22 protein-coding genes are annotated in these 26,285 nt (G+C 71.2%); 9 read left to right on the top strand and 13 right to left on the bottom strand.

Annotation, left to right across the window (positions count from 1 at the left end; all coding sequences use genetic code 11):
• Positions 1-67: 67 nt before the first annotated feature.
• From JNX00_RS15455 to JNX00_RS15435, 5 genes are read right to left on the bottom strand one after another with little or no spacing between them, the layout of a single operon-like run.
• Entirely contained in the window at positions 68-388 is a 321-nt protein-coding gene (locus JNX00_RS15455; protein ID WP_204742809.1) for a hypothetical protein, read from the bottom strand.
• A 40-nt stretch (positions 389-428) separates the two neighbouring features.
• Entirely contained in the window at positions 429-1,211 is a 783-nt protein-coding gene (locus JNX00_RS15450) for an SDR family oxidoreductase (RefSeq protein WP_204742808.1), read from the bottom strand.
• Positions 1,212-1,227: 16 nt separating this feature from the next.
• Entirely contained in the window at positions 1,228-2,160 is a 933-nt protein-coding gene (locus JNX00_RS15445; protein ID WP_204742807.1) for a LysR family transcriptional regulator, read from the bottom strand.
• A gap of 53 nt (positions 2,161-2,213) precedes the next feature.
• Positions 2,214-3,566, bottom strand: coding sequence for an ATP-binding protein (locus JNX00_RS15440; RefSeq protein WP_204742806.1), 1,353 nt, complete (start codon positions 3,564-3,566; stop codon positions 2,214-2,216).
• Complete coding sequence (locus JNX00_RS15435; RefSeq protein ID WP_070397595.1) at positions 3,563-4,234, bottom strand: response regulator; 672 nt, start codon at positions 4,232-4,234, stop codon at positions 3,563-3,565. Before JNX00_RS15435 ends, JNX00_RS15440 begins: the two co-directional genes overlap by 4 nt.
• A gap of 92 nt (positions 4,235-4,326) precedes the next feature.
• Here JNX00_RS15435 and JNX00_RS15430 point away from each other — a divergent pair, with 92 nt between their 5' ends.
• Positions 4,327-4,710, top strand: coding sequence for a hypothetical protein (locus JNX00_RS15430; protein ID WP_070397596.1), 384 nt, complete (start codon positions 4,327-4,329; stop codon positions 4,708-4,710).
• A gap of 126 nt (positions 4,711-4,836) precedes the next feature.
• Here the strand turns inward: JNX00_RS15430 and JNX00_RS15425 are convergent, their stop codons facing one another.
• Positions 4,837-6,564 carry a DEAD/DEAH box helicase gene (locus JNX00_RS15425; RefSeq protein ID WP_204742805.1) on the bottom strand — a complete coding sequence of 576 codons (1,728 nt, stop codon included), beginning with the start codon at positions 6,562-6,564 and terminating at the stop codon, positions 4,837-4,839.
• A gap of 249 nt (positions 6,565-6,813) precedes the next feature.
• Here JNX00_RS15425 and ettA point away from each other — a divergent pair, with 249 nt between their 5' ends.
• From ettA to JNX00_RS15410, 3 genes are all read left to right on the top strand, one after another.
• On the top strand, positions 6,814-8,475 hold the full coding sequence (gene ettA / locus JNX00_RS15420; protein ID WP_070397598.1) for an energy-dependent translational throttle protein EttA: 1,662 nt from the start codon (positions 6,814-6,816) through the stop codon (positions 8,473-8,475).
• Complete coding sequence (locus tag JNX00_RS15415) at positions 8,472-9,032, top strand: DUF1415 domain-containing protein (protein ID WP_204742804.1); 561 nt, start codon at positions 8,472-8,474, stop codon at positions 9,030-9,032. Before ettA ends, JNX00_RS15415 begins: the two co-directional genes overlap by 4 nt.
• Positions 9,033-9,122: 90 nt before the next feature.
• Positions 9,123-11,186: a DUF1631 family protein gene (locus JNX00_RS15410; protein ID WP_204742803.1), complete on the top strand. Its 2,064-nt coding sequence runs from the start codon at positions 9,123-9,125 to the stop codon at positions 11,184-11,186.
• Here the strand turns inward: JNX00_RS15410 and JNX00_RS15405 are convergent.
• A complete protein-coding gene (locus tag JNX00_RS15405; RefSeq protein WP_239478154.1) occupies positions 11,183-12,577 on the bottom strand; it encodes a TAXI family TRAP transporter solute-binding subunit in 1,395 nt (464 codons plus the stop codon). The two genes, JNX00_RS15410 and JNX00_RS15405, sit on opposite strands and share 4 nt — an antisense overlap.
• Positions 12,578-12,706: 129 nt before the next feature.
• Here JNX00_RS15405 and JNX00_RS15400 point away from each other — a divergent pair, with 129 nt between their 5' ends.
• The gene (locus JNX00_RS15400) at positions 12,707-13,540 is read left to right on the top strand and encodes an undecaprenyl-diphosphate phosphatase (protein WP_204742802.1); all 834 of its coding nucleotides are present in this window, start codon (positions 12,707-12,709) and stop codon (positions 13,538-13,540) included.
• 12 nt (positions 13,541-13,552) lie between these two features.
• On the opposite strand, the gene JNX00_RS15395 is transcribed toward JNX00_RS15400, so the two are convergent.
• The 4 genes from JNX00_RS15395 to mutS are packed head-to-tail and all read right to left on the bottom strand — an operon-like array spanning position 13,553 to position 19,859.
• A complete protein-coding gene (locus JNX00_RS15395) occupies positions 13,553-15,511 on the bottom strand; it encodes a PAS domain S-box protein (RefSeq protein ID WP_204742801.1) in 1,959 nt (652 codons plus the stop codon).
• A gap of 58 nt (positions 15,512-15,569) precedes the next feature.
• Positions 15,570-16,400 carry an alpha/beta hydrolase gene (locus tag JNX00_RS15390; RefSeq protein WP_204742800.1) on the bottom strand — a complete coding sequence of 277 codons (831 nt, stop codon included), beginning with the start codon at positions 16,398-16,400 and terminating at the stop codon, positions 15,570-15,572.
• A gap of 22 nt (positions 16,401-16,422) precedes the next feature.
• The gene (locus JNX00_RS15385; protein ID WP_070397603.1) at positions 16,423-17,250 is read right to left on the bottom strand and encodes a proteasome-type protease; all 828 of its coding nucleotides are present in this window, start codon (positions 17,248-17,250) and stop codon (positions 16,423-16,425) included.
• Positions 17,247-19,859: a DNA mismatch repair protein MutS gene (gene mutS / locus JNX00_RS15380; protein WP_204745077.1), complete on the bottom strand. Its 2,613-nt coding sequence runs from the start codon at positions 19,857-19,859 to the stop codon at positions 17,247-17,249. The genes JNX00_RS15385 and mutS overlap by 4 nt, the downstream gene beginning before the upstream one ends.
• A 302-nt stretch (positions 19,860-20,161) precedes the next feature.
• Here mutS and JNX00_RS15375 point away from each other — a divergent pair, with 302 nt between their 5' ends.
• The 3 genes from JNX00_RS15375 to JNX00_RS15365 are packed head-to-tail and all read left to right on the top strand — an operon-like array spanning position 20,162 to position 23,147.
• Entirely contained in the window at positions 20,162-20,923 is a 762-nt protein-coding gene (locus tag JNX00_RS15375; RefSeq protein ID WP_204742799.1) for an endonuclease/exonuclease/phosphatase family protein, read from the top strand.
• A complete protein-coding gene (clsB, locus tag JNX00_RS15370) occupies positions 20,920-22,173 on the top strand; it encodes a cardiolipin synthase ClsB (RefSeq protein ID WP_204742798.1) in 1,254 nt (417 codons plus the stop codon). Before JNX00_RS15375 ends, clsB begins: the two co-directional genes overlap by 4 nt.
• On the top strand, positions 22,170-23,147 hold the full coding sequence (locus JNX00_RS15365) for a lysylphosphatidylglycerol synthase domain-containing protein (protein WP_204742797.1): 978 nt from the start codon (positions 22,170-22,172) through the stop codon (positions 23,145-23,147). Before clsB ends, JNX00_RS15365 begins: the two co-directional genes overlap by 4 nt.
• 24 nt (positions 23,148-23,171) lie before the next feature.
• Here the strand turns inward: JNX00_RS15365 and JNX00_RS15360 are convergent, their stop codons facing one another.
• Positions 23,172-24,314: a DJ-1/PfpI family protein gene (locus JNX00_RS15360; RefSeq protein ID WP_204742796.1), complete on the bottom strand. Its 1,143-nt coding sequence runs from the start codon at positions 24,312-24,314 to the stop codon at positions 23,172-23,174.
• A 104-nt stretch (positions 24,315-24,418) separates the two neighbouring features.
• Between JNX00_RS15360 and JNX00_RS15355 the strand changes: the two genes are divergently transcribed.
• Entirely contained in the window at positions 24,419-25,477 is a 1,059-nt protein-coding gene (locus JNX00_RS15355) for a DJ-1/PfpI family protein (protein ID WP_204742795.1), read from the top strand.
• A gap of 14 nt (positions 25,478-25,491) precedes the next feature.
• On the opposite strand, the gene JNX00_RS15350 is transcribed toward JNX00_RS15355, so the two are convergent.
• Positions 25,492-26,244: a tyrosine-protein phosphatase gene (locus tag JNX00_RS15350; RefSeq protein ID WP_204742794.1), complete on the bottom strand. Its 753-nt coding sequence runs from the start codon at positions 26,242-26,244 to the stop codon at positions 25,492-25,494.
• Positions 26,245-26,285 lie beyond the last annotated feature (41 nt).

Genomic DNA, 26,285 nt, shown 5'->3' with positions numbered 1-26,285 from the left:
GGCGTGCCGCATGGCACATCAGCCCAGCCTTGCATTCGCTGCGTCTCGGACCGCCGCGCTGTACTTTTCACGGACTGCTGTACGGGTCGCCCTTCGGCGAGGTGTCCGGGGGCCGCTGGGTATTGGCCTTGCCCGGCCAGCGCTTGTCGGGCTTGGGCACCTTGTCGAGGGCCTCGCCGGCCTTGTCCATGCCGCGTCCCCAGGACTGGAAGAACTTGTGCACGGGGGTGTCGCCGCGCGGGGCCTCGGCCGCCGGCGGCGCGGCCTGGCGGGACGCCGGCGGGGGCGTGCGCTTGGGCGGGGGCGACGAGGCCTGGGCCTGGGCTGCGCCCACGGTGGCCATGAGGCCGGCGCCGGCCAAGGCGATCACGAACGGCAAGTGCTTCATCGGGGACCTCGCAGGGGTGGGCGGGTGTGCCGGCCAGACACTACACCGGCACCGTGTAGTTCAACGCCATCCGCCCCCCATCCACCGTGACGATCTCGCCCGTCACGTAGCTCGCGGCGTCGCTCGCGAGCCAGGCCACCACGTCGGCCACTTCCTCGGGTTCGCCCAGGCGCTTCATGGGGGTTCGGCTGAGGATCTTGCGGCGCGCGTCGTCGCTGGTGAGCACGGCCTGGGCCGCCAGTTCGGTGGCGATGGTGCCCGGCGCCACCGCGTTCACGCGGATGCCGTGGTCGGCCAGGGCCAGCGCCATCACGCGCGTGAGCTGGTTGATGCCGCCCTTGCTGACGTTGTAGCTGGCGATGCTGGGGATGGCCATGACGCCGTTGACCGAGCTCATGTGCACGATGGCGCCGCGCACGCCGCCCTGCACCATGGCGCGCGCCACGGCCTGCGCCACCAGGAAGGCGCCCTTGAGGTTGATCCGCAGCACGGCGTCGAAGTCGGCCTCGCTGATCTCCAGGAAGTCGGCCGCCTTGAAGACGCCGGCGTTGTTCACCAGCACGTCGATGCGGCCGGCCTCGTCGAGCACCTGGACCACCAGCGCGTCCACCTGCGCCTTGTCGCCCACGTCGCAGGCGACGAAGCGCCCGTTGAGTTCGCTCGCCAGCGCTTCGCCGGGCGCGTGCGCCACGTCGGCGATGAACACCCGCGCGCCTTCGCGCGCGAAGCGGCGCGCGCAGGCCGCGCCGATGCCCTGGGCGCCGCCGGTGACGATGACGACGCGGTCGTGGTGGCCGAAATGGATGGCGTTCGGGACGGTCATGGCGGTGTCTCCGTCATCAGCAGGCCATGCAGGTGGCCAGGGCCTGGTCGACGCGCGCGCGCGTCTGTTCGATGAGGTGGTCGAGGAAGACCTGCGTGCGCCGCGGTACGAACTTGCGGCTGGGCAGGGCGGCGTACATGGTCAGGCGGTTGGTGATCCAGGGGCTGAGCACGCGCACCAGGTCGCCGTCGGCCAGCAGCGGCGCGGCCAGTTCCACCGAGGTGGCGGTGATGCCCGCGCTGTCCAGCGCGGCGTGGATCAGGGTGTCGTTGTGGTTGGCCCAGACCACGGGCTGGGCGTCCACCTCCACCACGCGGTCGCCCTCGTTGGCGTTGAGCAGGCGCCATTTGCGCGAGCGCCCCGCGGCCGGCTTGAGCCGCAGCAGGTCGTGCTGCGCCAGGTCTTCCGGGCGCTGGGGATGGCCGCGCCGCGCCAGGTAGGCGGGCGAGGCCAGCAGGATGCCCTCGGTGCTGACCACCTTGCGCGCGATGACGTTGGCGTCGAAGCTGGCGTCGGCGCCGATGAGGGTGATGTCGTAGTCCTCCACCGGCGGCTCGCGGTGGGACTCCACCTCGATGTCGAGCCGGATCTTGGGGTAGGCCTGGCGAAAACCCGCGAGCATGGGCGCGAGCACGTGCATGGCCAGCACGGGCGGCGCCAGCACGCGCAGCACGCCGGCCAGCTCTTGCGTTTGCGAGCTCACGAGCGCACTGGCCTCTTCCAGGTCGAGCAGGATCTGGCGCACGCGCTCCAGGTAGACCTCGCCGGCCTCGGTGAGCGAGACGCGGCGCGTGGTCCGGTGCAGCAGGCGGGTGCCCAGGTGTTCCTCGAGGTCGGCCACCAGGCGCGTGACGACGGCGGGGGAGAGGTCCAGCGCGCGCGCGGCGGCCGCAAAGCCACCTTCGTCCACCACTCGCTGGAAGGCGCGCATGGAATGCAATCGGTCCATGGGATCGTTGTCTGGCCGTGCAGGCCTTTAATTGTTGCGAAAACGGAAACAGTTTAGCGCGACTCGGGCGCGGCGGGCAGCTCGACGCGCACGCTCAGGCCACCGCCCTCGCGCTCGGCGAGGGTGAGCGCGCCGCCGTGCTGCGCCACGACGCGCGCGACGATGGACAGGCCCAGGCCGCTGCCCGGGGCTGTGGAGCCGTCCAGGCGCACGAAGCGGCGCGTCGCCCGCTCGCGGTCGGCCTCGGGGATGCCTGGGCCGTTGTCGTCCACCGTGAGCCGCACGCGCCCGCCCTCGGTGCGCGCCTGCACGTCCACGCGCCCGCCGTGGGGCGCGTGGCGCAGCGCGTTGTCCACCAGGTTGTTCAGCAATACGCGCAGGTCTTCCTGGTCGCCGGCCACCCAGGCGGCGTCGCTGGGCGCCAGGCCCAGGTCGATGCCGCGCTGGTCGGCGCGCGCCGAGAAGGCGGCCACCACCCCGGCCGCCAGGATGTCCAGGCGCAGCGGGCGCGGCTCGCGCTCGCGCACACCGGGCTCCAGCCGGGCCATCTGCAGCAGCTGCGCCACCAGGTGGGTGGCGCGTTCGATGCCGCGGTCGAGCTCGTCGAGCGCCGCCGTGCGCGTGGCCTCGCCGCTGCGCCGCGCCAGCTGGGCCTGCAGCTTCACCGCGGCCAGGGGCGTGTTGAGCTCGTGCGCCGCGTCGGCCAGCAGCGCGCGCTGGCTGCCCAGCAGGGCCTCGACGCGCGCCAGCAGTTGGTTGAGCGCATCGCCCAGCGGCACCAGTTCCTCGGGCAGCGCCGCGGTGCCCACGGCGTGCAGCTCGCCGCCCTCACGGCGGCGCAGGTCGCGGCCCCAGGCGTTCAGCGGCGCCAGGGCCTTGTTCACGGCGGCTTGCATCAGCAGCCACATCACCAGCACCAGGACGCCCAGCGGCGCGAGCAGGCCGGGCAGGAGCTCGCCGAAGCGCGCCAGCCGATCGGCGTTGGTGACGGCCACCTGCACGATCTGGTCGCGTTCGGCCAGGGTGTAGACCCGCCAGTCCTCGCCGTTCCAGCTCGCCACGCTCAGCCCCGGGGCCTGCAGCGGCGGCCCGCCCCCGACCACCGAGCTGTAGACCAGCCGGCCCTGGGCGGTCCAGATCTGCGTGGTGAAGTGGCCCAGGTCCTGGGCCGGGCCCTCGGGCGTGTCCGGGGCGGTGGTCGGCGCCGGCGGGGACGGGCTGGCGGCGCCTGGTGGCGGCCGCAGACCGTGGCGGACCACCGAGTAGGCGATCGATTGCAGCACGCTGTCGCGGGAGCGGTTGAAGCCGTCCCAGGCCAGCTGGTAGGTGATGAGGCCTTCCAGCGCGGCGGCGGCCACCAGCGCGCCGATCTGCCACAGCAGCAGCCGCTGGCGCAGGGACCTCATTGGGGGTCGACCGGTTCGACCAGCTTGTAGCCCACGCCGCGCACGTTGCGCACCCAGGCCGGGCCGAGCTTGCGGCGCAGGTGGTGCAGGTGCACCTCGACGGCGTTGCTGAGCACCTCGTCCTGCCAGGAGTACAGGCGCTGCTCCAGCTGCTCACGCGAGAGCACGTGGCCGGGGCGTTCCATCAGGGTGGCCAGCAGGTCGAACTCGCGCGGCGACAGCGCCAGGCGCTCGCCGTTCAGCGTGGCCTCGCGCCGCGGCGGGCTCAGCACCAGCGCGCCCAGGCGCATTTCGGGCTGCGGTCGGCCATGGCGCCGGCGGGCCAGCGCGTGCACGCGCGCGACCAGCTCGTCCAGGTCGAAGGGTTTGGTGAGGTAGTCGTCGGCGCCCAGGTTGAGGCCGGCGACGCGGTCGCTCACGGCGTCGCGCGCGGACACCACCAGCACGGCGATGTCCAGCAACTGCTCGCGCATCCAGCGCAGCAGCTGCAGGCCGTCCTGGTGCGGCAAGCCGATGTCGAGCAGCAGCACCTCGTGGCCGCCGGCCTGCAAGGCGGCTTGCGCGGCCAGGCCGTCGCGCACCCAGTCCACGGTGAAACCGGCCATGCCCAGGCCTTTCTCAAGGCCCTGGCCCAACATGGTGTCGTCTTCGGCAAGGAGCAGGCGCATGGTTTGGCGGGCAAAGAACCAAGTGTGCGCGAAAACGCGGCCCGAATCGACGGGGGCGCATCTGGTAGAAACCGGGCCTTTGCGGAGCCCCCATGAGCACCTTCACCCGCGTCATTCTGTTCACCGACACCGACGGCCGCGCGCGCTTTCGCGAAGAAGCGCTGGCGCTGGACGGCGGCTCGCCCGCCGCCCGCCTGTCGGCCCCTCAGCCGGCCAGCGGTCTGGTGCTGCGCGAAAGCCCGGTGGGGTTTCGCAGCCAGTTCCATTGCACGGACGCGCCGCAGTGGCTCATCGTGCTGCGCGGACGCATGGAAATCGGCCTGCAGGACGGCAGCAGCCGCGTGTTCGGCCCGGGCGAGCACTTCTACTCGGCCGACACCTTGCCCCCCGGCGCCACGTTCGATCCGGCCGTGCACGGCCACTGGAGCCGGCAGCTGGGCGATGAGCCGCTGGTGACGGCTTTCGTCAAGACCTGAAGCTGGCCGCAGCCGACGGACTGGGCGCGTGTCGCGTGCTCCGACCCAGGGACGCCGCGGAACCGGCTTTGCCGGGCCGACGGCGTCCCCCTCTTGAGGGGGCGCGCGAAGCGCGGCGGGGGTGGTTTAGTTGTTGCCGATGCGGCCGTAGTTGGTGCGCAGCGGATCGACGTTGCCTTCGCCGCGCTGGCCGCCACCGCCGCCACCCTTCTTGTTGTTCTTCTTCTTGAAGCGGTTGCTGGTGCGCATGGCGTCGATGCCGGTGCGCAGCGGATCGGGCTGGCCGTTCGGGTTGGCCTGGCGTGGGCGCGGCTCGCGGATGCGCAGGCTGCCCAGGTGGGCGTTGGGGCCTGGCTGGCGCTCGTAGCCTTCCTCGCCTTCGGCGCGCGGCGGACGATCGCCGCGCGGCGGGCGCTGGCGCGGCTGGCCCTGGCCGTGGTGCTGACCGCCCTGGCCGTTGCCCTGCGGGCGCGGGCCCTTGGCTTTCTGACCCTGGCCCTGGCCACGCGGCTGACCATCACCCTGGCCGCGGCCACCCCGGCCTTGGCCCTGGCCCTGGCCTTCGTTGGACTTCTTCTCGCGGATGCGCTGCACCATCTCCTGGCGCGCGGCCTTGGCCGCGGCGGCCATCACGTCGCGGCTGGGCGGCTTGCCCGCGCCGCCCCAGAGGGTCTGGCGGCCCATGGCGATGGGCTCGGCCTTCTCGCCGGGCTCGGGCATGTACTCGGCGAACATCTCCACCGGGATCTGCTGCTTGGTGAAGCGCTCGATCTCCATCATGAAGCCTTCTTCGTCCAGGCTCACGAGGTTGACCGCCTGGCCTTCGCGGCCCGCGCGGCCGGTGCGGCCGATGCGGTGCACGTAGTCTTCGCAGATGTTGGGGATGTCGTAGTTGACGACGTGCGGCAGCTCATCGATGTCGATGCCGCGCGCGGCGATGTCGGTGGCCACCAGGGCACGGATCTCGCCGCTCTTGAAGCCAGCCAGCGCCTGGGTGCGCGCGCCCTGGCTCTTGTTGCCGTGCAGCGCCATGGCCGTGATGCCGTTCTTGTTGAGGTAGTCGGCCACGTTGTTGGCGCCAAACTTGGTGCGGGTGAAGACCAGCACCTGGCTCCAGTTGTGCAACTGGATGATGTGCACCAGCAGCGACTTCTTCTTGCCCCGGCCCACGGGGTGGATCACCTGGGTGATGCGCTGCACCGTGGTGTTGCGCGGCGTGACCTGGATGTGCTGCGGGTCCTTCAGCAGGCCCTGGGCGAGGTCACGGATTTCGTCGCTGAAGGTGGCGGAGAACAGCAGGCTCTGCTTGCTCTGCGGCAGCAGGGCGAGCACCTTCTTCACGTCGTGGATGAAGCCCATGTCGAGCATGCGGTCGGCCTCGTCGAGCACGAGGATCTGCACGGCCGACAGGTCGAGGAAGCCCTGCTGCTGCAGGTCGAGCAGGCGGCCCGGCGTGGCCACCAGGATGTCCACGCCGCGCTTCATGGCGTCGATCTGGGGGTTCATGCCCACGCCGCCGAACACCACGGCGGAGGTCAGGTTCACGTGCTTGCCGTAGACGCGCACCGATTCCTCGACCTGGGCGGCGAGTTCGCGCGTGGGCGTGAGCACCAGGGCGCGGATGCCGATGCCGCCGAAGCGGTTGGTCGGGCGCTGGCCCTGGGAGAGGCGCTGCAGCATGGGCAGCGTGAAGGCGGCGGTCTTGCCGGTGCCGGTCTGGGCGCCGGCGAGCAGGTCGCGGCCCGCCAGCACGGCGGGGACGGCCTCCACCTGGATGGGGGTGGGCGTGTGGTACCCGTGCTCGTGCACGGCTTGCACGATGGCCGGGGCCAGGTTCAATTCTTCGAATGTCATTATGTGAATCTGCGCCCTTCCAGGGCGCTGGGGCATCGGCCACACGGGGAGCACCGCTCAGGTGCCGCCCCGCTCAGTCCGGGGCCGATGGATTTCAGGGGGAGTTGGCGGCGTCCGCGCGGGAGGCACGCCCCAGCAGGCAGCTGGTGTCGGGCCAACTGACGTGCCCGAACGGCCGTATTGTCGCATGGGTCGATAATCCGTGGTTTCGCGCGATGCCTCGCGCTGCAAATTTCCCACAGAAAGACCATGGCTCAGTACGTCTTCACCATGAACCGGGTCGGCAAGATCGTGCCGCCCAAGCGACAGATCCTCAAGGACATCTCCCTGTCCTTTTTCCCGGGCGCCAAGATCGGCGTGCTCGGCCTGAACGGCTCGGGCAAGTCCACGCTGCTCAAGATCATGGCCGGCCTCGACAAGGAGATCGAAGGCGAAGCGACCCCGATGCCGGGCATCCGCATCGGCTACCTGCCGCAGGAGCCTCAGCTCAATCCCGACCAGACGGTGCGCGAAGCCGTGGAAGACAGCATGGGCGAGGTGCGCGCCGCGCAGAAGCGCCTGGACGAGGTGTACGCGGCCTACGCCGAGGAAAACGCCGACTTCGACGCGCTCGCGGCCGAGCAGGCCCAGCTGGAGGCCATCATCGCCACCGCCGGCACCGACTCCGAGCACCAGCTCGAGATCGCCGCCGACGCCCTGCGTCTGCCGCCCTGGGACGCCAAGATCGGCCTGCTCTCGGGGGGCGAGAAGCGCCGCGTGGCCCTGTGCTGCATGCTGCTGTCCAAGCCCGACATGCTGCTGCTCGACGAACCCACCAACCACCTGGACGCCGAGTCGGTGGAATGGCTGGAGCACTTCCTGCAGCGCTTCTCTGGCACCGTGGTGGCCATCACCCACGACCGCTACTTCCTCGACAACGCCGCCGAGTGGATTCTCGAACTCGACCGCGGCCATGGCATTCCCTACAAGGGCAACTACTCCAGCTGGCTGGAGCAGAAGGAAGCCCGCCTCGAGCAGGAACAGCGCACCGAGGACGCGCGCCGCAAGGCCATGAAGGAAGAACTCAAGTGGGTGCGCTCCAACGCCAAGGGCCGCCAGGCCAAGAGCAAGGCGCGCCTGGCCCGCTTCGAGGAACTGAGCGACGTCGAATACCAGAAGCGCAACGAGACCAACGAGATCTTCATCCCCGTGGCCGACCGCCTGGGCAACGAGGTCATCGAGTTCAAGGGCGTGAGCAAGAGCTACGGCGACCGCCTGCTGATCGACAACCTGAGCTTCTCGGTGCCCGCCGGCGCCATCGTCGGCATCATCGGCCCCAACGGCGCCGGTAAGTCCACGCTGTTCAAGCTCATCACCGGCAAGGAGCAGCCCGACAGCGGCGAGGTCAAGATCGGCCAGACCGTGAAGATCGCCGCCGTCGACCAGAGCCGCGACGGCCTGGCCGGCGACAAGACCGTCTGGGAAGACATCTCCGGTGGCCTGGACATGATCACCGTGGGCAAGTTCCAGATGCCCAGCCGCGCGTACTGCGGGCGCTTCAACTTCTCGGGCGGCGACCAGCAGAAGCTGGTGAAGAACCTCTCGGGCGGCGAGCGCGGCCGGCTGCACCTGGCCAAGATGCTCAGCGAAGGCGGCAACGTGCTGCTGCTGGACGAACCTTCGAACGACCTCGACGTGGAAACCCTGCGCGCGCTGGAAGAGGCGCTGCTGGAGTTCGCCGGCTCGGCCCTGGTGGTGAGCCACGACCGCTGGTTCCTCGACCGCATCTGCACGCACATCCTGGCCGCCGAAGGCGACAGCCAGTGGTTCTTCTTCAACGGCAACTACCAGGAGTACGAGGCCGACAAGAAGCAGCGCCTGGGCGAAGAGGGCGCTGCGCCCAAGCGCCCGCGCTTCAAGAGCCTGGCGTGACCGAAGAGCAGGTCGTCGCCGCGACGCGGCACTGGATCGAGAAGGCCGTCATCGGCCTCAACCTGTGCCCGTTCGCGCGCGCCGTGTGGGTGAAGAACCAGGTGCGCATCGTGGTGAGCACCGCGCGCCACGTCGACGGCCTGCTCGACGACCTGGACCGCGAGCTCGAGCTGCTCGCGGCCACGCCGCCCGAGCGGATCGACACCACGCTCATCGTTCACCCCACGCTGTTCCCCGACTTCGAGGTCTTCAACGACTTCCTCGGCATTGCCGACGAGGTGGTGGCCGAGCACGACCTGGAGGGCGTGATCCAGGTCGCCAGCTTCCACCCCGACTACCGCTTCGAGGGCACCGAGCCCGAGGACATCACCAACGCCACCAACCGCTCGCCGTTTCCCACGCTGCACCTGCTGCGCGAGGACAGCGTGGCCCGCGCCGTGGCCAGCGAGGGTGGCGACGCGGACGCCATCGTGGCCCGCAACATGGACACCTTGCGCCGCCTCGGGCCGCAGGGCTGGCGCGAGCTGCTGTCGGCGCCGGGCGACACCAAGGCCTGAATTGCCGGGGCGGGCTGGCCTTTTCCGCCCTTTTGGGACTATGGTTCGCGGGGCACAATGCCCCCGCCGTTCGTCGTCGATGCCTTTGCCATGCCCAATTCCCCCCTCCCGGCCCTTGACCTCTGCCTGAAGGAGGCACTGGACCAGTGCCGGCAATGGATCCCCGCCTGGATCGACCGCGTGCACGGCCTGCTGCGCGAGCGTGAGCTGGCGCAGACCCAGATTCACGAGCGCCAGGCCCTGCTGGAGGCCCACCAGTCGGTGCACCGCCAGCGCGACGCGGTGGCCCGCCACTGGCTGTCCGCCCTGGCCGACCGGCTGGAGCAGGCCCCGGCCGCGAGCGCGCAGGCGCGCAAGCCCGCGCTCAGCCTGGACGAACTCGAACTCATGGGCGACGACCAGGTGCACGAGCGCGTGGAGATCGCCCGCGCGCAGCAGACGGCCATGCTGTCGGCCGACGACGCCTTCAACGAATTCACCGCGCGCCTGTCCACCGCGCAGGGCTTCAAGGTGGTCAACGCCGAGCTCAATCCGCTGCGCGTGCAGGTGTTCGTCGAAACCCTGCTGTCCTCGCTGAAGGGCCTGGACGTGACGCCCGCCGCGCGCGCCCGCTGGCTGCGCGTGGGCGCCACGTCGCTCGGTGAATCGCTCGATCTGCTCTACCGCCACCTGAGCGCCTGGCTCAACGCCCAGGGCGTGCAGCCGGCCGGCTACGCGGTCGTGATGGCGCCCGAGTCGCGCGCCGTGGTCGAGGAAGAACTCATGGGCCAGGACCTGCTTGAAGGCCCGATGAGCGACCAGGAGGCCCTGCTCACGCTGGACCACCTGCACCGCCTGCTGGTGGGCGACACCGAAGGCGGCGAGGGCGCTCGCCGCGCCAACGACGCCATGACCCGCGCGCTGGCCGGCGAGGTGGTGACGCTGATGATGCAGCGCATCGCCACCGACAAGCGCCTGCTCAAGCCGGTGCGCGGCCACCTGCAGGAGATGAAGCCCGCGCTGCTGGAGCTCGCCACCAGCAACCCACGCTTCTTCGCCGACCGCAACAACCCCGCGCGGCGCCTGCTCGATGCCGTGACCGCGCGCAGCCTGGCCTTCACCAGCGAACAGGACGAGGGCTACAGCGGCTTCCTGCAGGAGCTGCGGCACGTGGTGTACGAACTGCGCCGCCCCGGCAAGACCGACCTGGCCGACCGCTTCCCCACGCTGCTCGACCAGCTGCGCCAGTCCGAGGACCGCGCCGTGCCGCGCGGCGAGCGCGAGGCGCGCGGCCGCGCCGTGCAGACCCTGGTGAAGGTGGAGCAGCGCAAGCTGCTGGCCGAGAAGATCGCCAACGAATTCCGTGCCCGGCCCGACTACCCCAGGACGCCGGGCCCGGTGCGCCGCTTTCTCACCGGCGTGTGGGCGCAGGTGGTGGCCAAGGCGCGCATCGACGAGGCCGACAACCCGCCGCTCACCTCGGGCGACCCCACCTCCAAGCGCTACGTCGACATCCTGTCCGATCTGCTGTGGTCCAGCCAGCTGGCGCTGGCCAGCCAGAACCGGCCGCGCCTGGTGCGCATCATCCCGCCGGTGCTGCGCACCCTGCGCGAAGGCCTGGACGCCATCGACTACCCGCGCGACAAGGTCGAGGCCTTCTTCCAGACCCTCATGGGCCTGCACGAGGCCGCCTACAAGACCCAGCGCAGCGGCGAGGCCGCACCCGCGCCTGCCGAGGCCGACGCCAGCGTGCTCAATCCCGACGACGCCGAGCTCTGGATGCGCCAGCACGAAGCGAAGGCCACCAATTTCTACGACGACTCGCTGCCCGAGACCACGCAGCCCGGCTTCGCGGCCACGCAGCCCATGCAGCGCGAATGGGTCGACATCAAGGCCGGGATGGTGTTGCGCGACGCCACCTCGCTCGCGGTGGGCAGCTGGTTCGATCTGTACCAGGAAGGCCAGGCGCTGCGCGTGCAGCTCACCTGGGCCAGCCCGCACGGCACGCTGTTCCTGTTCGGCACCGCCTCGGGAAAATCGATGTCCATGACGCGCCGCGGCGTGGACCGCCTGATCGAGCAGGACAAGCTGCGCGTGGTGGCCGACCACAGCGTGGTCGACGAGGCGCTGGACGCGGTGGCCCAGCAGGCCCTCAAGAACTCGGGCAAGCGTTAGCCGACGCGATCCGCCGCCGTGCGGACGGGCGTTTCCTCGTCCTGGGGGTCGCCGCCGCCACTGTCCCGGCGGCGCAGCAGCTTCTTGCGCACCAGGTGGATGTTGTTGCGCAGCGCGTACAGCTCGTCGGTGTACGACAGCGGCACCACCACCTTCTCCACCTTGGCTTCCATGCCGTCGAGCTGCTCCAGCAGGTCGTCGGGCGTGGCGCTGCCCGACTCGGCGCGCTGCTCCACCTCGCGCAGCTCCGCGTACCAGCGGAACACGCGCGAGCGGATGCGAAAGGTGTAGAGCGGCGGCACGATGCGCGAGAGCGGCAGCGCCAGCGCGATGATCAGGCCCAGCGCCAGCCACATGCGCTCGACGACGCTGGCCGCCCAGAAGGGCAGGTAGCGCTGCAGGAAGGGCAGGCCGCCCTTGTAGGCGCGCTCGGCCTCACCCGCCGCGGGGAATTCGCTGTGCTCCAGGTTGGGGTATTCGCGCGCGCGGTTGAACCAGCCGGCGCCGCTGTGCACTTCCATGGCCGTCTGCGCGAACAGCTGCAGGATGGCCGGGTGGGTGTCCGAGCGCGCCAGCAGCGAGGTGGTGGAGGCCACCAGGCGCACGTTGCGCGGCGGCACGTTGCGCGCCAGGTCCACCATGCCCTGTGGCATGGTCACCGGCGTGAGGTAGCCGAAGCGGCGCGAGTAGGCCTCGGCCTGGGCGAAGTCCAGCAGCTTCACGCCCGGGGTCTGCAGCAGCATCTGCACCATCAGCGATTCGGGCGCCGAAGCGAACACCACGGCGTCGAGCTGGCCGTCCAGGAAGGCCACGGTGGCCGGCGTCTGCTCCAGCCGGCTCAGCGTGATCTGGCCGGGCTCGATGCGGTTGACCTCCAGCAGGCGGTTGAACAGGCGCGGCACGCCGCTGCCCGGTGTGCCCACGTTGACGCGCCAGCCCTTGAGCTCGGCCAGGTTGCGCAGCGTGCCATCCCTGGGGCTGATCTTGCGCGCGGCGGCCTCGCGGTAAAACAGCCAGAGCGGCTCCACGAAGAGGCTGCCCAGGGAGACGATGCTCTCGTCGTCGTCGTAGCCCATGTCGGCGGTGCCGCCCTGCACGAAGCCCAGCTCCACCGTGCCCTCGCGCAGCCGGTCCAGGTTGTCGGCCGAGCCTTCGGTGCGCACCAGCTCCACCGTGATGCCGTGGCGCTTGAGCGCCTCGGCGTAGCGCTGGCCAAAGGTGTCGTAGGCGCTTTGTTCCGGCCCGGTGGCCAGCACTACCCGCGTGGGCGGATTGGGCTTGAGCCACCACCAGGTGAAGGCCACCAGCGCGATGGTGATCAGCACGATGGGGCTGCCCGACAGCAGCATCTCCTTGAGCGAAATCAGCGTGTAGCGCAGGGTCTTGGGCATGATGGCCGCGAACATAGCACGCGGCCGCACGGGCGGCCGTTGCGCTTTGTTTCGCGCCGGCGGGCCGCGGCCGGCGCGCCACCTAGAATGCCCGGCTGCCCCACCGCGTTCTCCGAACCCCCCCACCGCATGGACCCGATTCTGCTGATCAAGGCCGCCCTCATGGGCGTGGTCGAAGGCCTCACCGAATTCCTGCCCGTCTCTTCCACGGGCCACCTCATCCTGGCGGGCCACCTGCTCGGCCTCACGGGCGAGAAGGTCAAGGTCTTCGAGGTCGTCATCCAGACCGGCGCCATCCTGGCGATCGTCTCGGTCTACGCCCAGCGCATCCTCGACACCCTGCGCGGCCTGCCCACGGGCGACGCGGTGGCGCGCCGTTTCACGGCCAACGTGCTGATCGGCTTCCTGCCGGCGGCTGTGTTGGGCTTCCTGTTCATCGGCGTCATCAAGAGCGTGCTGTTCCACCCCTTCGTGGTGGCGGCCGGCTTCATCGTCGGCGGCTTCATCATGCTCTGGGCGGAGGCGCGCCAGGCGCGCGGCGCGCCGGTGCGCGTGGACACCGTGGACGACGTGCGCTGGACCGACGCGCTCAAGGTCGGCCTGATCCAGTGCCTGGCCCTGGTGCCGGGCGTGAGCCGCTCGGGCGCCACCATCATCGGCGGCATGCTGGTGGGCTACAGCCGGCGCGCGGCGACCGAGTTCAGTTTCTTCCTGGCGCTGCCGGTGCTGCTGGGCGCGGCCACGCTGGACCTCTACAAGAACCGCGACCTGCTGTCCATGGCCGACCTGCCGTTCTTCGCCACCGGCCTCATCGTGTCCTGGCTGTCGGCCTGGGTGTGCGTGCGCTGGCTGCTGCGTTTCGTCTCGTCGCACACCTTCGTGCCCTTCGCCTGGTACCGCATCGCGTTCGGCGTGCTGATCGCGTTCACCGCCTGGGGCGGCTGGATCAACTGGACGGCCTGACGAGCGCCCGATTCAGGCCTGCGGCTGCAGCGTGAAGTAGAAGCGCGCGCCCTGGCCTGGCGCGCTGTCGGCGCGCAGCTCGCCGCCGTGGCGCAGCACGATGCGCCGCGCCGTGGCCAGGCCGATGCCCAGGCCGGCGAATTCCTGCGGCAGGTGCAGCCGCTGGAAGGGCTGGAACAGCTTGCCCGCGCGCGCCATGTCGAAGCCCGCGCCGTTGTCGGCCACCACGAACTCGCGCCGACCGTCGCGCTCCTGCATGTGCAGCTGGATGGTCGCCCTCTCGGTCTGGGCGCTGTACTTCCAGGCGTTGTGCAGCAGGTTCTGCAGCAGGGCCTCGATCAGCGGCTCGTCGGCCAGGGCCACCAGGCCCGGCTGCACCGACCACCTCACCTGGCGCTCGGGCGAGGTGGCCGCCAGCTCGCGCAGTTGCCGCGTGGCGATGGCCGACAGGTCCACCGGCGCGCGTTGCAGTTCGCCGCGCGCCATCTGCGACAGCTTGAGCAGGCCGTCGATGAGCTCGCCCATCTTCTTGCTCGCCTCGCGGATGCGCGCCAGGTGGCGGTGGCTTTCGGCCGGCAGCGCGGGGTTGTCTTCCTTCAGCGCCTGGGCGAAGCCGTTGATGATGCGCAGCGGCGAGCGCAGGTCGTGCGCGACCGCGTAGGAGTAGCTCTCCAGCTCGTCGTACGCGGCCTTCAGGGCCTGGGTGCGTTCGCGGATGCGCTCCTCCAGCGAGGCGTTGAGCTGCTGGATCTGCAGCTCCGCCCGCTTGTGTTCGGTGATGTCGAGCAGCATGCCCAGGCCGTGGGTCACGCGGCCGGTGGCGTCGCGCTCGAACTCGGCCCGCACCGAGACCCAGCGCCAGTCGCCCGTGAGGTTGAGCTGGTACTGGATGTCGTAGGGCCGGCCGAGCCGGAAGGCGTCGGCCCAGGCCTGCTGCATGCGCTCGCGGTCGTTGGGGTGGGTGGCGGCCACCATGTCCAGGTCGCTGAACACCGAGCGCGGGATGCCCATGATCACGTGCGCGTTGCCCAGCGAGGTGAACTCGCGCCGCGCCGCGTCGTAGCGCCAGCCGGCCATCTGGGCCAGTTCCTGCGCCTGGGACAGCAGCCGCTCGCTGGTGCGCAAGGCCTCCTCGATGGCCTTGCGCTCGGTGATGTCCTGCACCACCGCGATCTCGTAGTCGGGCGAGCCGTCGGCCTTGCGGATCAGCGCGACCGACAGCAGCACCCAGACGATGTGGCCGCGCTTGTGGAAGTAGCGCTTCTCCATCGTGTAGTGGTCGGTTTCGCCGCGCAGCACGCGCTGCATCTGCGCCAGGTCGGCCGCCAGGTCGTCGGGGTGGGTGTATTGCTGCCAGTTGGTGCGCTCGAGTTCTTCGCGCGTGTAGCCCAGCAGTTCGCAGTAGCTGCGGTTGATGCGGATCCAGCGGCCGTCGGGGCGGGTGTGCACGACGCCGGTGGCGCTGTTTTCGAAGGTGTCGAGCATGCGCTGGTGGCTGCGGCGGGCCTGCTCCATGGTGGCATGGAGCTCGCGCGTCTGGCGCTGCATCAGCGCGATGGAACCCACCACCACGAGCTGCGTGAGCAGGTGCCAGAAGTTGAGCCAGAAGGCCTCGTGGAGGTCGCTGATGGCGAAGCTGAAGTAGGGCTTCACCAGGAGGAAGTTGACCGCCACCATGCCCAGCAGCGTGCTGAGCATGCCGATGCGAAAACCCCCGTAGAGCGCGCAGACCGCGGCCGCCAGCGTGAGGGTGACGAAGCGCCCGCCGCTTTCTGCCGGCGCCAGCGCCACGCGCAGCGCGGTGGCGGCGGCGGTGAGCAGCACCGCCACGCCGATGCGCAGCCACCAGGGGTGGCGGTGCGGGTTCCAGGAAGTGAGCAGAAGGCGCAGCCGGCGCAAGGCTCGGGCGCTGGCGGTGTCGGGGGTGGCGTCGGCGGGCGGGGCGTCGTCGGTGGTCACGGCGGCGAGCATATATCGATGGGGGGCCTCCACCATCGGGGGCGATACGGGGGTGGTCCGGTGCCTGCGCTCAGGCCATCGCGGCCAGCAGCTCGTCGATGGCGGCGGCCGTTTCCTGGGGCCGCTCCATGGGGAACAGGTGCGAGCCTTCGATCAAACGCTGGCGTGCCTCGCCGCCTGGGCCGAGCACGCGGCGCGTCATGGCCATGCCCACCTGCTGCATTTCCTGCGAGCGGGTGCCGCCGATGAAGCCGACCGGGCAGCGCAGCGGGTGGCGGCGCAGCAGGCGGTCCAGGTTGTGGGGCAGGGTGTTGTAGATGGCCGTCTCGACCTCGCGGTCGAAGTTCAGCACGCGCTGAGGGCCCTGGGGCGTGTCGGCGTCGTGCGTGCCGTGCTCGATGTAGTCGCTCAGGCACTGCGGGTCCCAGTGCGCGAAGGCGCGCTTGTGGCGCAGGTGCTCCAGGGCGGCGGCCGCGTCGGGCCAGGCCTGGCGGCGCTTGCGGCTGATGCGTCCGGGCGAGATCGAACCCACCAGCTGCGTGCGCTTGACCAGCTCCAGCGTGCGCGCCCGCCAGCCGCCCAGCAGCGGCGAATCGATCAGCAGCACGCCGCGCACGCGCTGGCCGCCCAGTTCGGGGTGGCGCGCCGCGCACATGAGGCTGAGGAAGCCACCGAGCGAATGGCCCACCAGCCAGGGGGGCTGACCCGTGCGCGCCACCTCGGCGGCGGCGAAGTCGGCCAGCTGCTGCACCAGGTGCGGCCAGTTGCTGGTGACGGGGTAGCGCGGGTCGTGGCCGAACTGCTCCACCGCGCGCACGGTGTGACCGCGCGCGCGCAGCGAGCGGAACAGCGCCTGGTAGGTGCCCGCGGGGAAGCTGTTGGCGTGGGAGAAGACGATCACGCCGGGGCTCTCTCGCACCGCCTTAGATGAGGCGCTCGCGCGGGTTGGTGATTTTCTTGAGCGGGCCCAGGCGCTCGCTGTCGCAGATCAGCGGCACACTGGTCTGGCTGCCGTCCCAGGTGGGGTGCTCGATGTCGTCGAAGGCTTCGCGCAGCTTGCGGCCCCAGGTGCTGCGCACCATGCGGAAGTAGGGGTTGTTTTCTTCGATGCAGACGATCTTGTCGATGCGCAGGGTGTCGGCTTCGTACAGCGCCATGTCCAGCGGCAGGCCCACCGACAGGTTGGACTTGAGTGTGGAGTCCATGGACACCAGCGCGCATTTGGCCGCCTCGTCCAGCGGCGTCTCGGGCGTGATCACGCGGTCGAGCACGGGCTTGCCGTACTTGGACTCGCCGATCTGGAAGAAGGGCGTCTCGGCCGTGGCCTCGATGAAGTTGCCGGCCGAATAGACCTGGAACAGGCGCATGCCCTCGCCGCGGATCTGGCCGCCGAAGATCAGCGAGACGTTGAAGTCCACGCCCGCGCGCTGCAGCGATTCGCCGTCGCGCTGCCACACGTGGCGCACCGCCGCACCCAGCACGCGCGCGGCGTCGAACATGCTGCGCGCGTTCCAGATGGTGATGGGCTCGCCGCCCTCGTGGTCGTCGAGCTGCTCGGTCTGCAGCATCTCGCGCACCGACTGGGAGACGCTCAGGTTGCCCGCCGACAGCAGGCACATGAAGCGGTCGTCGGCCTTCTCGTAGACCATCATCTTGCGAAACGAGCTGATCTGGTCGAGGCCCGCGTTGGTGCGCGAGTCGGACAGGAAGACCATGCCGGCCTTGAGTTTGACGGCGACGCAGTAGGTCATGACGGGCTCCCGGCCTCGGTGGCGGCCTGTTGGGCGAGTTTTTTCAGCTGGTAGAGCTGGTCCAGCGCGTCGCGCGGGCTCAGCGTGTCGGGGTCGATGGCGGCCAGGGCGGCCACCAGCGGGTGCGCTTCGGGCGCCTCGGCCGCGGGCGGCGGCGCGAACAGGTCGACCTGGGTCTGCTGCTCGGCGCTGTGCGCCTCCAGCGCGGCCAGGGCGTGGCGGGCGTGCTGCACCACCGGGGCGGGCACGCCCGCCAGCCGGGCCACCTGGATGCCGTAGCTGCGGCTGGCGGGGCCGGGCTCGATCTGGTGCAGGAACACAATGCCCTTGCTGCCGCCCTCGGCCGCGCTCACGTGCACGTTCACGGCCGCGTGGTGCGTGGCGGGGAACTCGGTGAGTTCGAAGTAGTGGGTGGCGAACAGCGTGAAGCAGCGCGCCTTGTCGTGCAGGTGCGCGGCGATGCCGCCGGCCAGCGCCAGGCCGTCGAAGGTGGAGGTGCCGCGGCCGATCTCGTCCATCAGCACCAGGCTGTTGGGCGTGGCGGTGTGCAGGATCTGCGCCGCCTCGGTCATCTCCACCATGAAGGTGGACTGGGCGTTGGCCAGGTCGTCGGCCGCGCCGATGCGGGTGTGGATGGCGTCGATGGGGCCCAGGCGGCACGACTGCGCGGGCACGTGGCTGCCCATGCTGGCCAGCAGGGCGATGACCGCCACCTGCCGCATGTAGGTGCTCTTGCCGCCCATGTTGGGGCCGGTGATGACCTGCATGCGCGCCTTGGGGCCCAGCACCGTGTCGTTGGCGATGAAGGCGCCCGCGCCGGTCTCGGCCAGGCGGGCCTCCACCACCGGGTGGCGGCCACCGCGGATCTCGATGCCCGGTTCGCTGCCGAAGCTGGGCGCGCACCAGTTCAGCGTGAGCGATCGCTCGGTGAGCGCGCACAGCGCGTCCAGCGCGGCCAGCGCGCGCGCCAGGGTGGTGAGCGGGTCGATGAAGGCCTGAAGGCTGTCGAGCAGGCCTTCATACAGCCACTTCTCGCGTGCCAGCGCACGTTCCTGCGCCGACAGCGCCTTGTCCTCGAAAGCCTTGAGCTCGGGCGTGATGAAGCGCTCGGCGTTCTTGAGCGTCTGGCGGCGCTTGTAGTCGTCGGGCACGCGGTCGAGCTGGCCCTGCGTGACCTCGATATAGAAGCCGTGCACCTTGTTGAACTGCACGCGCAGGTTGGCGATGCCGGTGCGCGCGCGCTCGCGCGCCTCCAGCTCGATGAGGAAGGCGTCGCTGTTCTGCTGCAGGCCGCGCAGCTCGTCGAGCTCGGGGTCGAAACCGTCGGCGATGACGCCGCCGTCGCGCACCAGCGCCGAGGGTTCGCTCAGCAGGGCGCGCTGCAGCAGCTCGGCGCAGCCGGCGGGCGGCTGCAGATGGGTGGCCAGGCGGGCGAGCAGGGCGTCGGTGTCCAGCGGGGCCAGGGCCGACGCGAGTTCGCCGGCGCGGCCCAGGGTCTGGCCCAGGCCAACCAGCTCGCGCGGCTTGGCCTGGCGCAGCGCGATGCGCGCCGTGATGCGCTCGACGTCGCTGCAGCCCTTGAGCCGCTCGCGCAGGCGCTGCCAGGGGCCCGCGCGCAGCACGCCGATGGCACCCAGGCGCTCGCGCGCTTCGGCGCGGTCGCGCCGGGGCTCCAGCAGCCACTGGCGCAGCGCGCGACTGCCCATGCCGCTGGCGCAGGTGTCGAGCAGCGAGAAGAGCGTGGGGCTGCTCTCGCCGCGCAAGGTCTGCACCAGCTCAAGGTTGCGGCGCGTGCTCGGTGGTAGGTCGATGCGCTCGTCGATGCGCGCCACCTGCAGGCTGCGCACATGGGCCAGCGCGCGGCCCTGGGTGTGTTCGGCGTAGGCGAGCAGGGCGCCGGCGGCGGCGTGCGCGTCGCCCAGGTCCTCGGCGCCCCAGGCGGCCAGGCTGGCGGCCTGCAGCTGCTCGAGCAGCTTGCGCTGGCCCAGCGCGGCGTCGAAGGCCCAGGCCGGGCGCAGCACCGTGACCAGCTTGCCGCCCTGCGGCGTGGGCGCGCCGGCCAGGGCCATGACGCGCTGCTCGAAGGCGGGCGTGGTCTCGGCGCTGTAGAGCAGTTCGCCGGGCGCCAGGCGGGCCACCCAGTCGGCCAGTTCGTCGCTGGCGCACTGGGCCAGGAACACGATGCCTTGCGTGAGCGACAGCCAGGCCAGGCCGCAGCCCGTGCGCGCGCCCGCGTGCACGGCCATCAGCAGGGACTCGCTCTTGTCCGACAGCAGCTCGGCGTCGGTCAGGGTGCCGGGCGTGACCACGCGCACCACCTGGCGCTCCACCGGCCCCTTGGCCGTGGCCACGTCGCCCACCTGTTCGCAGATCGCGACCGACTCGCCGAGCTTGATCAGCCGCGCGAGGTAGGTGTCCACCGAATGGAAAGGCACGCCGGCCATGACCACCGGCTTGCCGGCCGATTGGCCGCGCTGCGTCAGCGTGATGTCCAGCAGCCGCGCGGCCTTCTCGGCGTCCTCGTAGAACAGTTCGTAGAAATCCCCCATGCGGTAGAAGAGCAGCGTGTGCGGATGCCCGGCCTTGAGGGCCAGGTACTGCTGCATCATGGGGGTGTGGGCGGCCAGGGAGTCGGTCACGGTCGGCGGGCGGGCGGGAGGCGGGCGAGAACAGCCGAACACTGTAGCCGATCGCCCCGGGGCCCCCGCCGCCGCGCGCACGCCGCGCAGCCCCCCCGGCGCCCGATGCGGCCCCTTAGCACCCCCAGCCGAAATGTCAATCAGCCGGCAGGCAGCGACCGGCTGCGCCGGGGGCGCATTTACCGGTGGTTGCCCCAGCCCCCCACTGGCACGCGCACCATGGACGGCCTCATGAACAAGACGTCGCCGGGCGCGACCGGAAGGAGTGTGCAATGCCCGTGCAGAGAGAGCGGGGGAGCCTGCGTGTGCTGACGGTGAACATCCACAAGGGGTACAGCTTCTTCAAGCGGCGCTTCGTGCTGCACGAGTTGCGCGAGGCCGTGCGCGCGGTCCAAAGCGATCTGGTCTTCCTGCAGGAGGTGCGCGGCGGCGGCGAGCCGGACGAGCGACACCCCGGGGTGTCGCAGTACGAGTTCCTGGCCGACAGCATCTGGAAGGACCACGCCTACGGCCGCAACGCCGTGGCGCCGCGCGACAGCTACGGCAACGCCGTGCTCTCGCACTTTCCCATCGTCAAGAGCCGCAACCACTGTCTCTCGGGGCCGCACACGGTGCCGCAGCGCGGCGTGCTGCACTGCGTGGTGAGTCACGGAGCGCTGCCCGCCCTGCACCTGATGTGCGTGCACCTGGGCCTGCTGGAGCGCGATCGCCAGGCGCAGATCGCCGCGCTGCGCGAGGTCATCGAAAGCGAGGTGCCGCCCGACGCACCCCTGATCGTGGCGGGCGACTTCAACGACTGGCGCCAGCGCGCGGACGCGCGGCTCGCGCGCATCGGCCTGAGCGAGGTGTTCCGCCAGACCCAGGGACGGCACGCGTGCAGCTTCCCGGCCGCCTGGCCGCTGCTGCGGCTCGACCGCATCTACGTGCGTGGCGTGGCCTCGGTGCGGCCGCTGCCCATGCCGCGCCACCCCTGGTCGCGCCTGTCCGACCACGCGCCGCTGGCGGCGGAGGTTCGCCTCGGGGAGGCCGCATGAACACGGCCACCCGTTCCATGAACTCGCGCTGGCTGCCGGGCAACCGCATCGAGCTGCTGTGCTGCGGCGAGGACTACTACCCCTGCGTGTTCCAGGCCATCGACGCGGCGAAGCACGCCGTGCTGATCGAGACCTTCATCTGGTTCGACGATTCGGTGGGCCGCGAGCTGCGCGCCGCGCTGATGCGCGCCGCCGAACGCGGCGTCGAGGTGCACGTGCTCGTCGACGGCTGGGGGTCGCCCGACCTGGGGGCGGAGTTCACCCAGGGATTGCTCGACGCGGGCGTGCGGCTGCGCGCTTTCGAACCGGTGCGCCGGCTCTTTGGCGCGCGCATCAACATGCTGGGGCGCATGCACAACAAGCTGGCCGTCGTCGACGGGCGCGTGGCCTTCGTGGGGGGCATCAACTACTCGCGCGACCACGTCATCGGTCTGGACCCCCAGGCCAAGCTCGACTACGCCGTGCGCCTGGAGGGGCCGCTGGTCGAGCAGATCGAGGCCTACTGCCGCACCAAGCTGAACACGCCGCAGCCCCCGCGCGAGATGTGGCTGCAGCGCTGGCGCCGCTTGCGCCAGCGTCGCCACCCGGACGACCCACCGCGACCCGACGAGGGCGCGGTGGCCGCCTTCGTCACGCGCGACAACGACCGCCACACCACCGACATCGAGCGCCATTACCGCGCCGCCATCCGCAGCGCGCGCTCGCGCATCCTCATCGCCAATGCCTACTTCTTCCCCGGCTACCGCCTGGTGCGCGACCTGCGCCGCGCGGCGCGCCGCGGCGTGCGCGTGGACCTCATCCTGCAGGGCAATCCCGACATGCCCTGGGTGCAGCGCGCCACCATGCTGCTGTACGAACACCTGCTGCGCGCGGGGGTGCGCATCCACGAATACACCGAGCGCCCGCTGCACGCCAAGGTGGCTGTCATCGACGACCACTGGGCCACGGTGGGATCGAGCAACCTGGACCCGACCAGCCTGAGCCTGAACCTGGAGGCGAACGTGGTCGTGCGCGACCAGGCCTTCGCCGCCGTGCTGCGCGACACGCTGGACCAGGTGCTGCGGCGCAGCTGCGAGCCCGTTCGCCTGTCGCGGCCCGGCCGGCTGCGCTCGGCCTGGATCGTGCTGCGCAGCCTGGTGGTGTTCCATGCGCTGCGGCGTTTCCCGGCCTGGGCGCGCTGGGCGCACCATGCCAGCCCGCGCGTGGTGCCCGTCCAGCCAGAGCCCGCGCCCGTGCAGGAGGGGCGATGAGCTCGGGCCGGGCCTTGAAGCGCCTGTGGCCGCACGCGCGCCGCTGGCTGCCCTGGCTGCTGGCGGCGGCCGTGCTCTATCTGGTGGCGCAACAGGCGCGCGAGGTGGAATGGGCCCGGGTGTGGGCCTCGCTGCGCGAGCTGCCGCTGGGCGTGGTGTCCGTGTCCATGGCGTTGGCCCTGTGCGCCCACACCCTGTTCTCCTGCTACGACCTCATCGGGCGCCGGCTGGTGCGCGCGCGCATCACCCGCGGGCGCACGCTCGCGGTGGCCGCCATCGCCTATGCCTTTAACCTCAACTTCGGCGCGCTGATCGGCGGCGTGGGCATGCGGCTGCGCCTGTACACGCGGGCCGGCCTGTCGGCGGGCACGGTGGGACAGATCGTCACGCACAGCTTCATCGCCAACTGGCTCGGCTGGTGCTGGGTGCTGGGCACCGTGCTGCTGGTCGCGCCGCCGCCGCTGCGCGCGCCCTGGGCACCGGACAGCGGCGCGCTGCGCGCGCTGGGCGCCGTGCTGCTGCTGGTGGCCGTGGGCTACCACGCGCTGTGCGCCTTCAGCGAGCGCAAGGCGCTGCGCTGGCGCGGCCACACGTTGCCGCTGGCGAGCGGTCGCGTAGCGCTGGTGCAAGCGGCGATGGGCGCCACGGTGTGGGCGCTGATGGCCCTGAGCCTGTGGAACCTGCTGCAGGGCCGCGTGCCTTACCCCACCGTGCTGGGCGCGCTGCTGCTGGCCGGCGTGGCGGGGGCGCTGACGCATGTGCCCTCGGGTCTGGGGGTGCTGGAATCGGTGGTGGCGGCGGCGTTGGCGGGCGTGGTGCCGCTGAACGAGGCGCTGGCGGCGGTGCTGGCCTACCGCGCGGCGCACTACCTGATGCCGCTGGCGCTGGCCCTGCCGGCGTATGCGTGGAGCGAGTGGCGGCCGGCGGCCCGGTCCGGGGGCGCGCCACGGCCACCGCTGGACGTTCCGCCCTGAGCCCCGACGGGTGGACCACCGTGCTCAGCGGGACGGCTGGAGCTCGAGTTGCATCGCCACCACCTCGGCCGTCTTGGCGCCGTAGCGGCCCTCGATGCGCGCGAGGGCGTCGTTCAAGGCCTGCGCAGGGGGAGCGGCGGTGATGGCCGGCAGCAAGCGCTGCGCCGGCCATTCCACGCTCACCCGATCGGGAAGGAGGCGCAGGCCATGGCGGCCTTCGATCGGTCCCGGCGCTTGCGCGAACGCCACCGCCCGCGAGCGGTAGGTTCTCGACCAGGCGTCCGCCACCAAGGCCAGCGACACCTCGTCCATTCCGGGCACGAGCTCAATGCCCAGCGCTTCGCGGTTCCAGAAGGCGAGGGTGTTGCCCATGACCGTGAGCGCAAATGGCCGGGTGAAGCGGAACGCCGCGCTGCGGTGGCGCGCGTCCCAGTGCGCCAGGCCCAGGTCGCGCGCGGTGGCCTCGGCCTTTTCGCGGCCCGCGATGGCCTCGATCAGCGTCAGCGACATCGGCATGGAGGCCGAGATCCCCGTCGTGGTCGCCACGCCCTGGTCGACCACGAAGCGCCGGTCCGCCACGTAGCGGATCGACGGCGTTCGTTCGCGCAACTGGTCCAGGTAGTACCAGTGCGTCGTCGCCCGCTTGCCGTCGAGCAGGCCGGCCGCGCCGACCACCTTGGCGCCCGCGCACACGCCGATGACGATCGCGCCCTTGGCCGCTTGGGCGCGAATCCAGGCGAGCACCCTCGGGTCGTCGTCCCGGCTCATCGCGGGCACGATGACGTAGTCGGCGCCATCGGTGTGCCGCGCATCGAACTGCGCGAGCGTCGCGTCCGCTTCCACCGTCAGCGCGGGGTAGAGCTTCACCGGACCGGCCTCGGTCGCGAGCGCCACCACATCGGCCACGCCGGATCGCCGAAGAATGCCGTAGGGCATGAGGTAGTCGGTCGTCTCGGTCGCGTCGTTGAGGCCGACGATGGCCACCAGGGGGCGCGGGCGCTTGGGTGGAGCCAGCGCCGCCAGCGTGGCCTGGGTCTGCGCCGATGGGACCGGCTGGGCGGCCGCCGGGGCGGGCGGGGCCGGCAAGGACGCGATCCAGCCCCCGAAGGCCACCAGGCCCAAGGCGGCGACAGCCAACGCGGCGCGCAGCGGTGTGCGGTGTTTCATGGCGCGCCGTCGCCGTTGCGGCGTGGGACCGGCGCGGCGGCGAACCCGCCGGCCGGCCTTGATAAGTAGAGTAGGGGTGTGAACATCTTGAGCTCCTGAGTGCCATGAGCCTACGAACCTCCCACGCGCCGGACAAGGACACAGAGGCCGCGATTCCTGCCAGACACCTGGTTCTCGTCGTGTTCGATGGCGTCGAGGCGATCGACGTCGCCGGGCCCTCCAGCGTGTTCAGCAAAGCCGAGGCGCTGCGCCCCGGCAGCTACCGGCTGCACATCGCGTCGCCCTCGGGCCACACGGTGCCGACCAACGCCGGCCTGCGCCTGGCCGACACCACGGGATTCGAGCGCTTGCCCACGCCGATCGACACGCTGATCGTCTGCGGCGGCGACGAGCCGGCGGTCCGGGCGGCCATTGCCGAACACCAGGTGGGCGCCTGGCTGGCGCGGCAGGCGCGGGGCGCGCGCCGCGTCGCCAGCGTCTGCAGCGGCGCGTTCGCGCTGGCCGCCGCCGGCCTGCTCGACGGCCGCGAGGCCACCACCCACTGGCGCGTCTGCGACCAACTGCAGGTGCTGCGTCCCCAGGCGCGCGTGCTGCGCGAACGCATCTACGTGCGCGATGGGCCGGTGTGGACCTCGGCCGGCGTCACCACGGGCCTTGAGCTGGCGCTGGCCTTGGTGGAGGACGACCTTGGCCACGCGGTGGCGATGGAGATCGCGCGCACGCTGGCGCTGCCCCTGCTGCGCGGCGCGCGCGAGCCACAGCTCAGCCCGGCCTTGAAGGCGCAGTCGGCGGCCAGCCGGCGCCTGCGCGAGGTCGTGGCATGGATCGGCACGCACCTGCAGGAGGACCTGTCGGTGGAGGCGCTGGCGGAACGCTCGGGCATGAGCGCCCGCCACTTCGCGCGGGCGTTCGCGGCGGAGGTGGGTTGCACGCCGGCCCGCTTCGTGGTTCGGGCCCGCGTGGCCGCGGCGGCGCAACTGCTGGTGCAGACGCAGTGGACCCAGGAACGCATCGCGAGCCGCAGCGGATTCCGGTCGGTGGACGCGCTGCAGCGGGCATTCGCCCGTCAGCACGCCCTCACGCCGCAGGCCTATCGAGACGGCGCTTGTCGAGACGGCGCTTGGCGCGGCGCTCAGCCGGTCGCGGGCGAAGGGCGCGGCTGAGTCCGCGAACCCGCTCAGGCCTCGGCCAGCAACCGCTCGCGCAGCCGCTCGCGCGCCGCCCCGTCCAGCCCCACCGGTCCGGCCAGGTAGGCGTCCAGGCCGCCGAACTCCTCGTCGATGCAGCGCCAGGCCGTGTGCAGGAACTCGGGCTGCACCTGCCACAGCACCTCCAGCACCTCGGGCGGCGCGGGCTCTTCCACGCGCGTGTCGCGCCGGTACAGGCGGTTGGTGAGCAGGTAGTCGGCCATCACCTCGTCGCGGTGCACGCCCAGCGCGCCCAGCAGCAGCGCGGCGGCCATGCCGGTGCGGTCCTTGCCGGCGGTGCAGTGGAACACCAGCGGTGCCTCGCGCCTCGCGATGCGCGCGAGCAATTGGCCGAAGACGGCGCCCCGCAGGCGCACGAAGTCCTGGTAGGTCTCCTGCATCAGGGCCACCGCCTCGGCCCGGCCCAGCGGCTGCCCCTGCTTCTGGCGCTCGCGCACGCGGCGCAGCACCGTGGGGTCGATGCTCAGGTGCTCGATGGTGATGCCCGGCAGGCGGTTGGGCAGGGCCCGGCATTCGGCGGGGCCGCGCAGGTCCACGCAGTGCGACACGCCCAGCGCGTTCAGGCGTTGCAGGTCCTCGTCGCTCAGGCGGCCCAGGTGGTCGGAGCGGTACACCAGCGCGCGCCGCACGCGCCGCCCGCCGTCGCCGGCCAGGCCGCCGAGGTCGCGGAAGTTGGAGGCGCCGTGCAGCGCGATGGCGGGGTCGGGGCGGTTGGGGGGCATGGCGAGCTGGCGGTGTCGGGTGCGCTCACCATTATGCGACT

Origin of the sequence: Hydrogenophaga sp. YM1, assembly GCF_016903055.1 — a bacterium.
GTDB lineage: Bacteria > Pseudomonadota > Gammaproteobacteria > Burkholderiales > Burkholderiaceae_C > Hydrogenophaga > Hydrogenophaga borbori.
The sequence above is the reverse complement of the archived record's forward strand: the minus strand, read 5'-3'. Positions and strand labels throughout refer to the sequence as shown.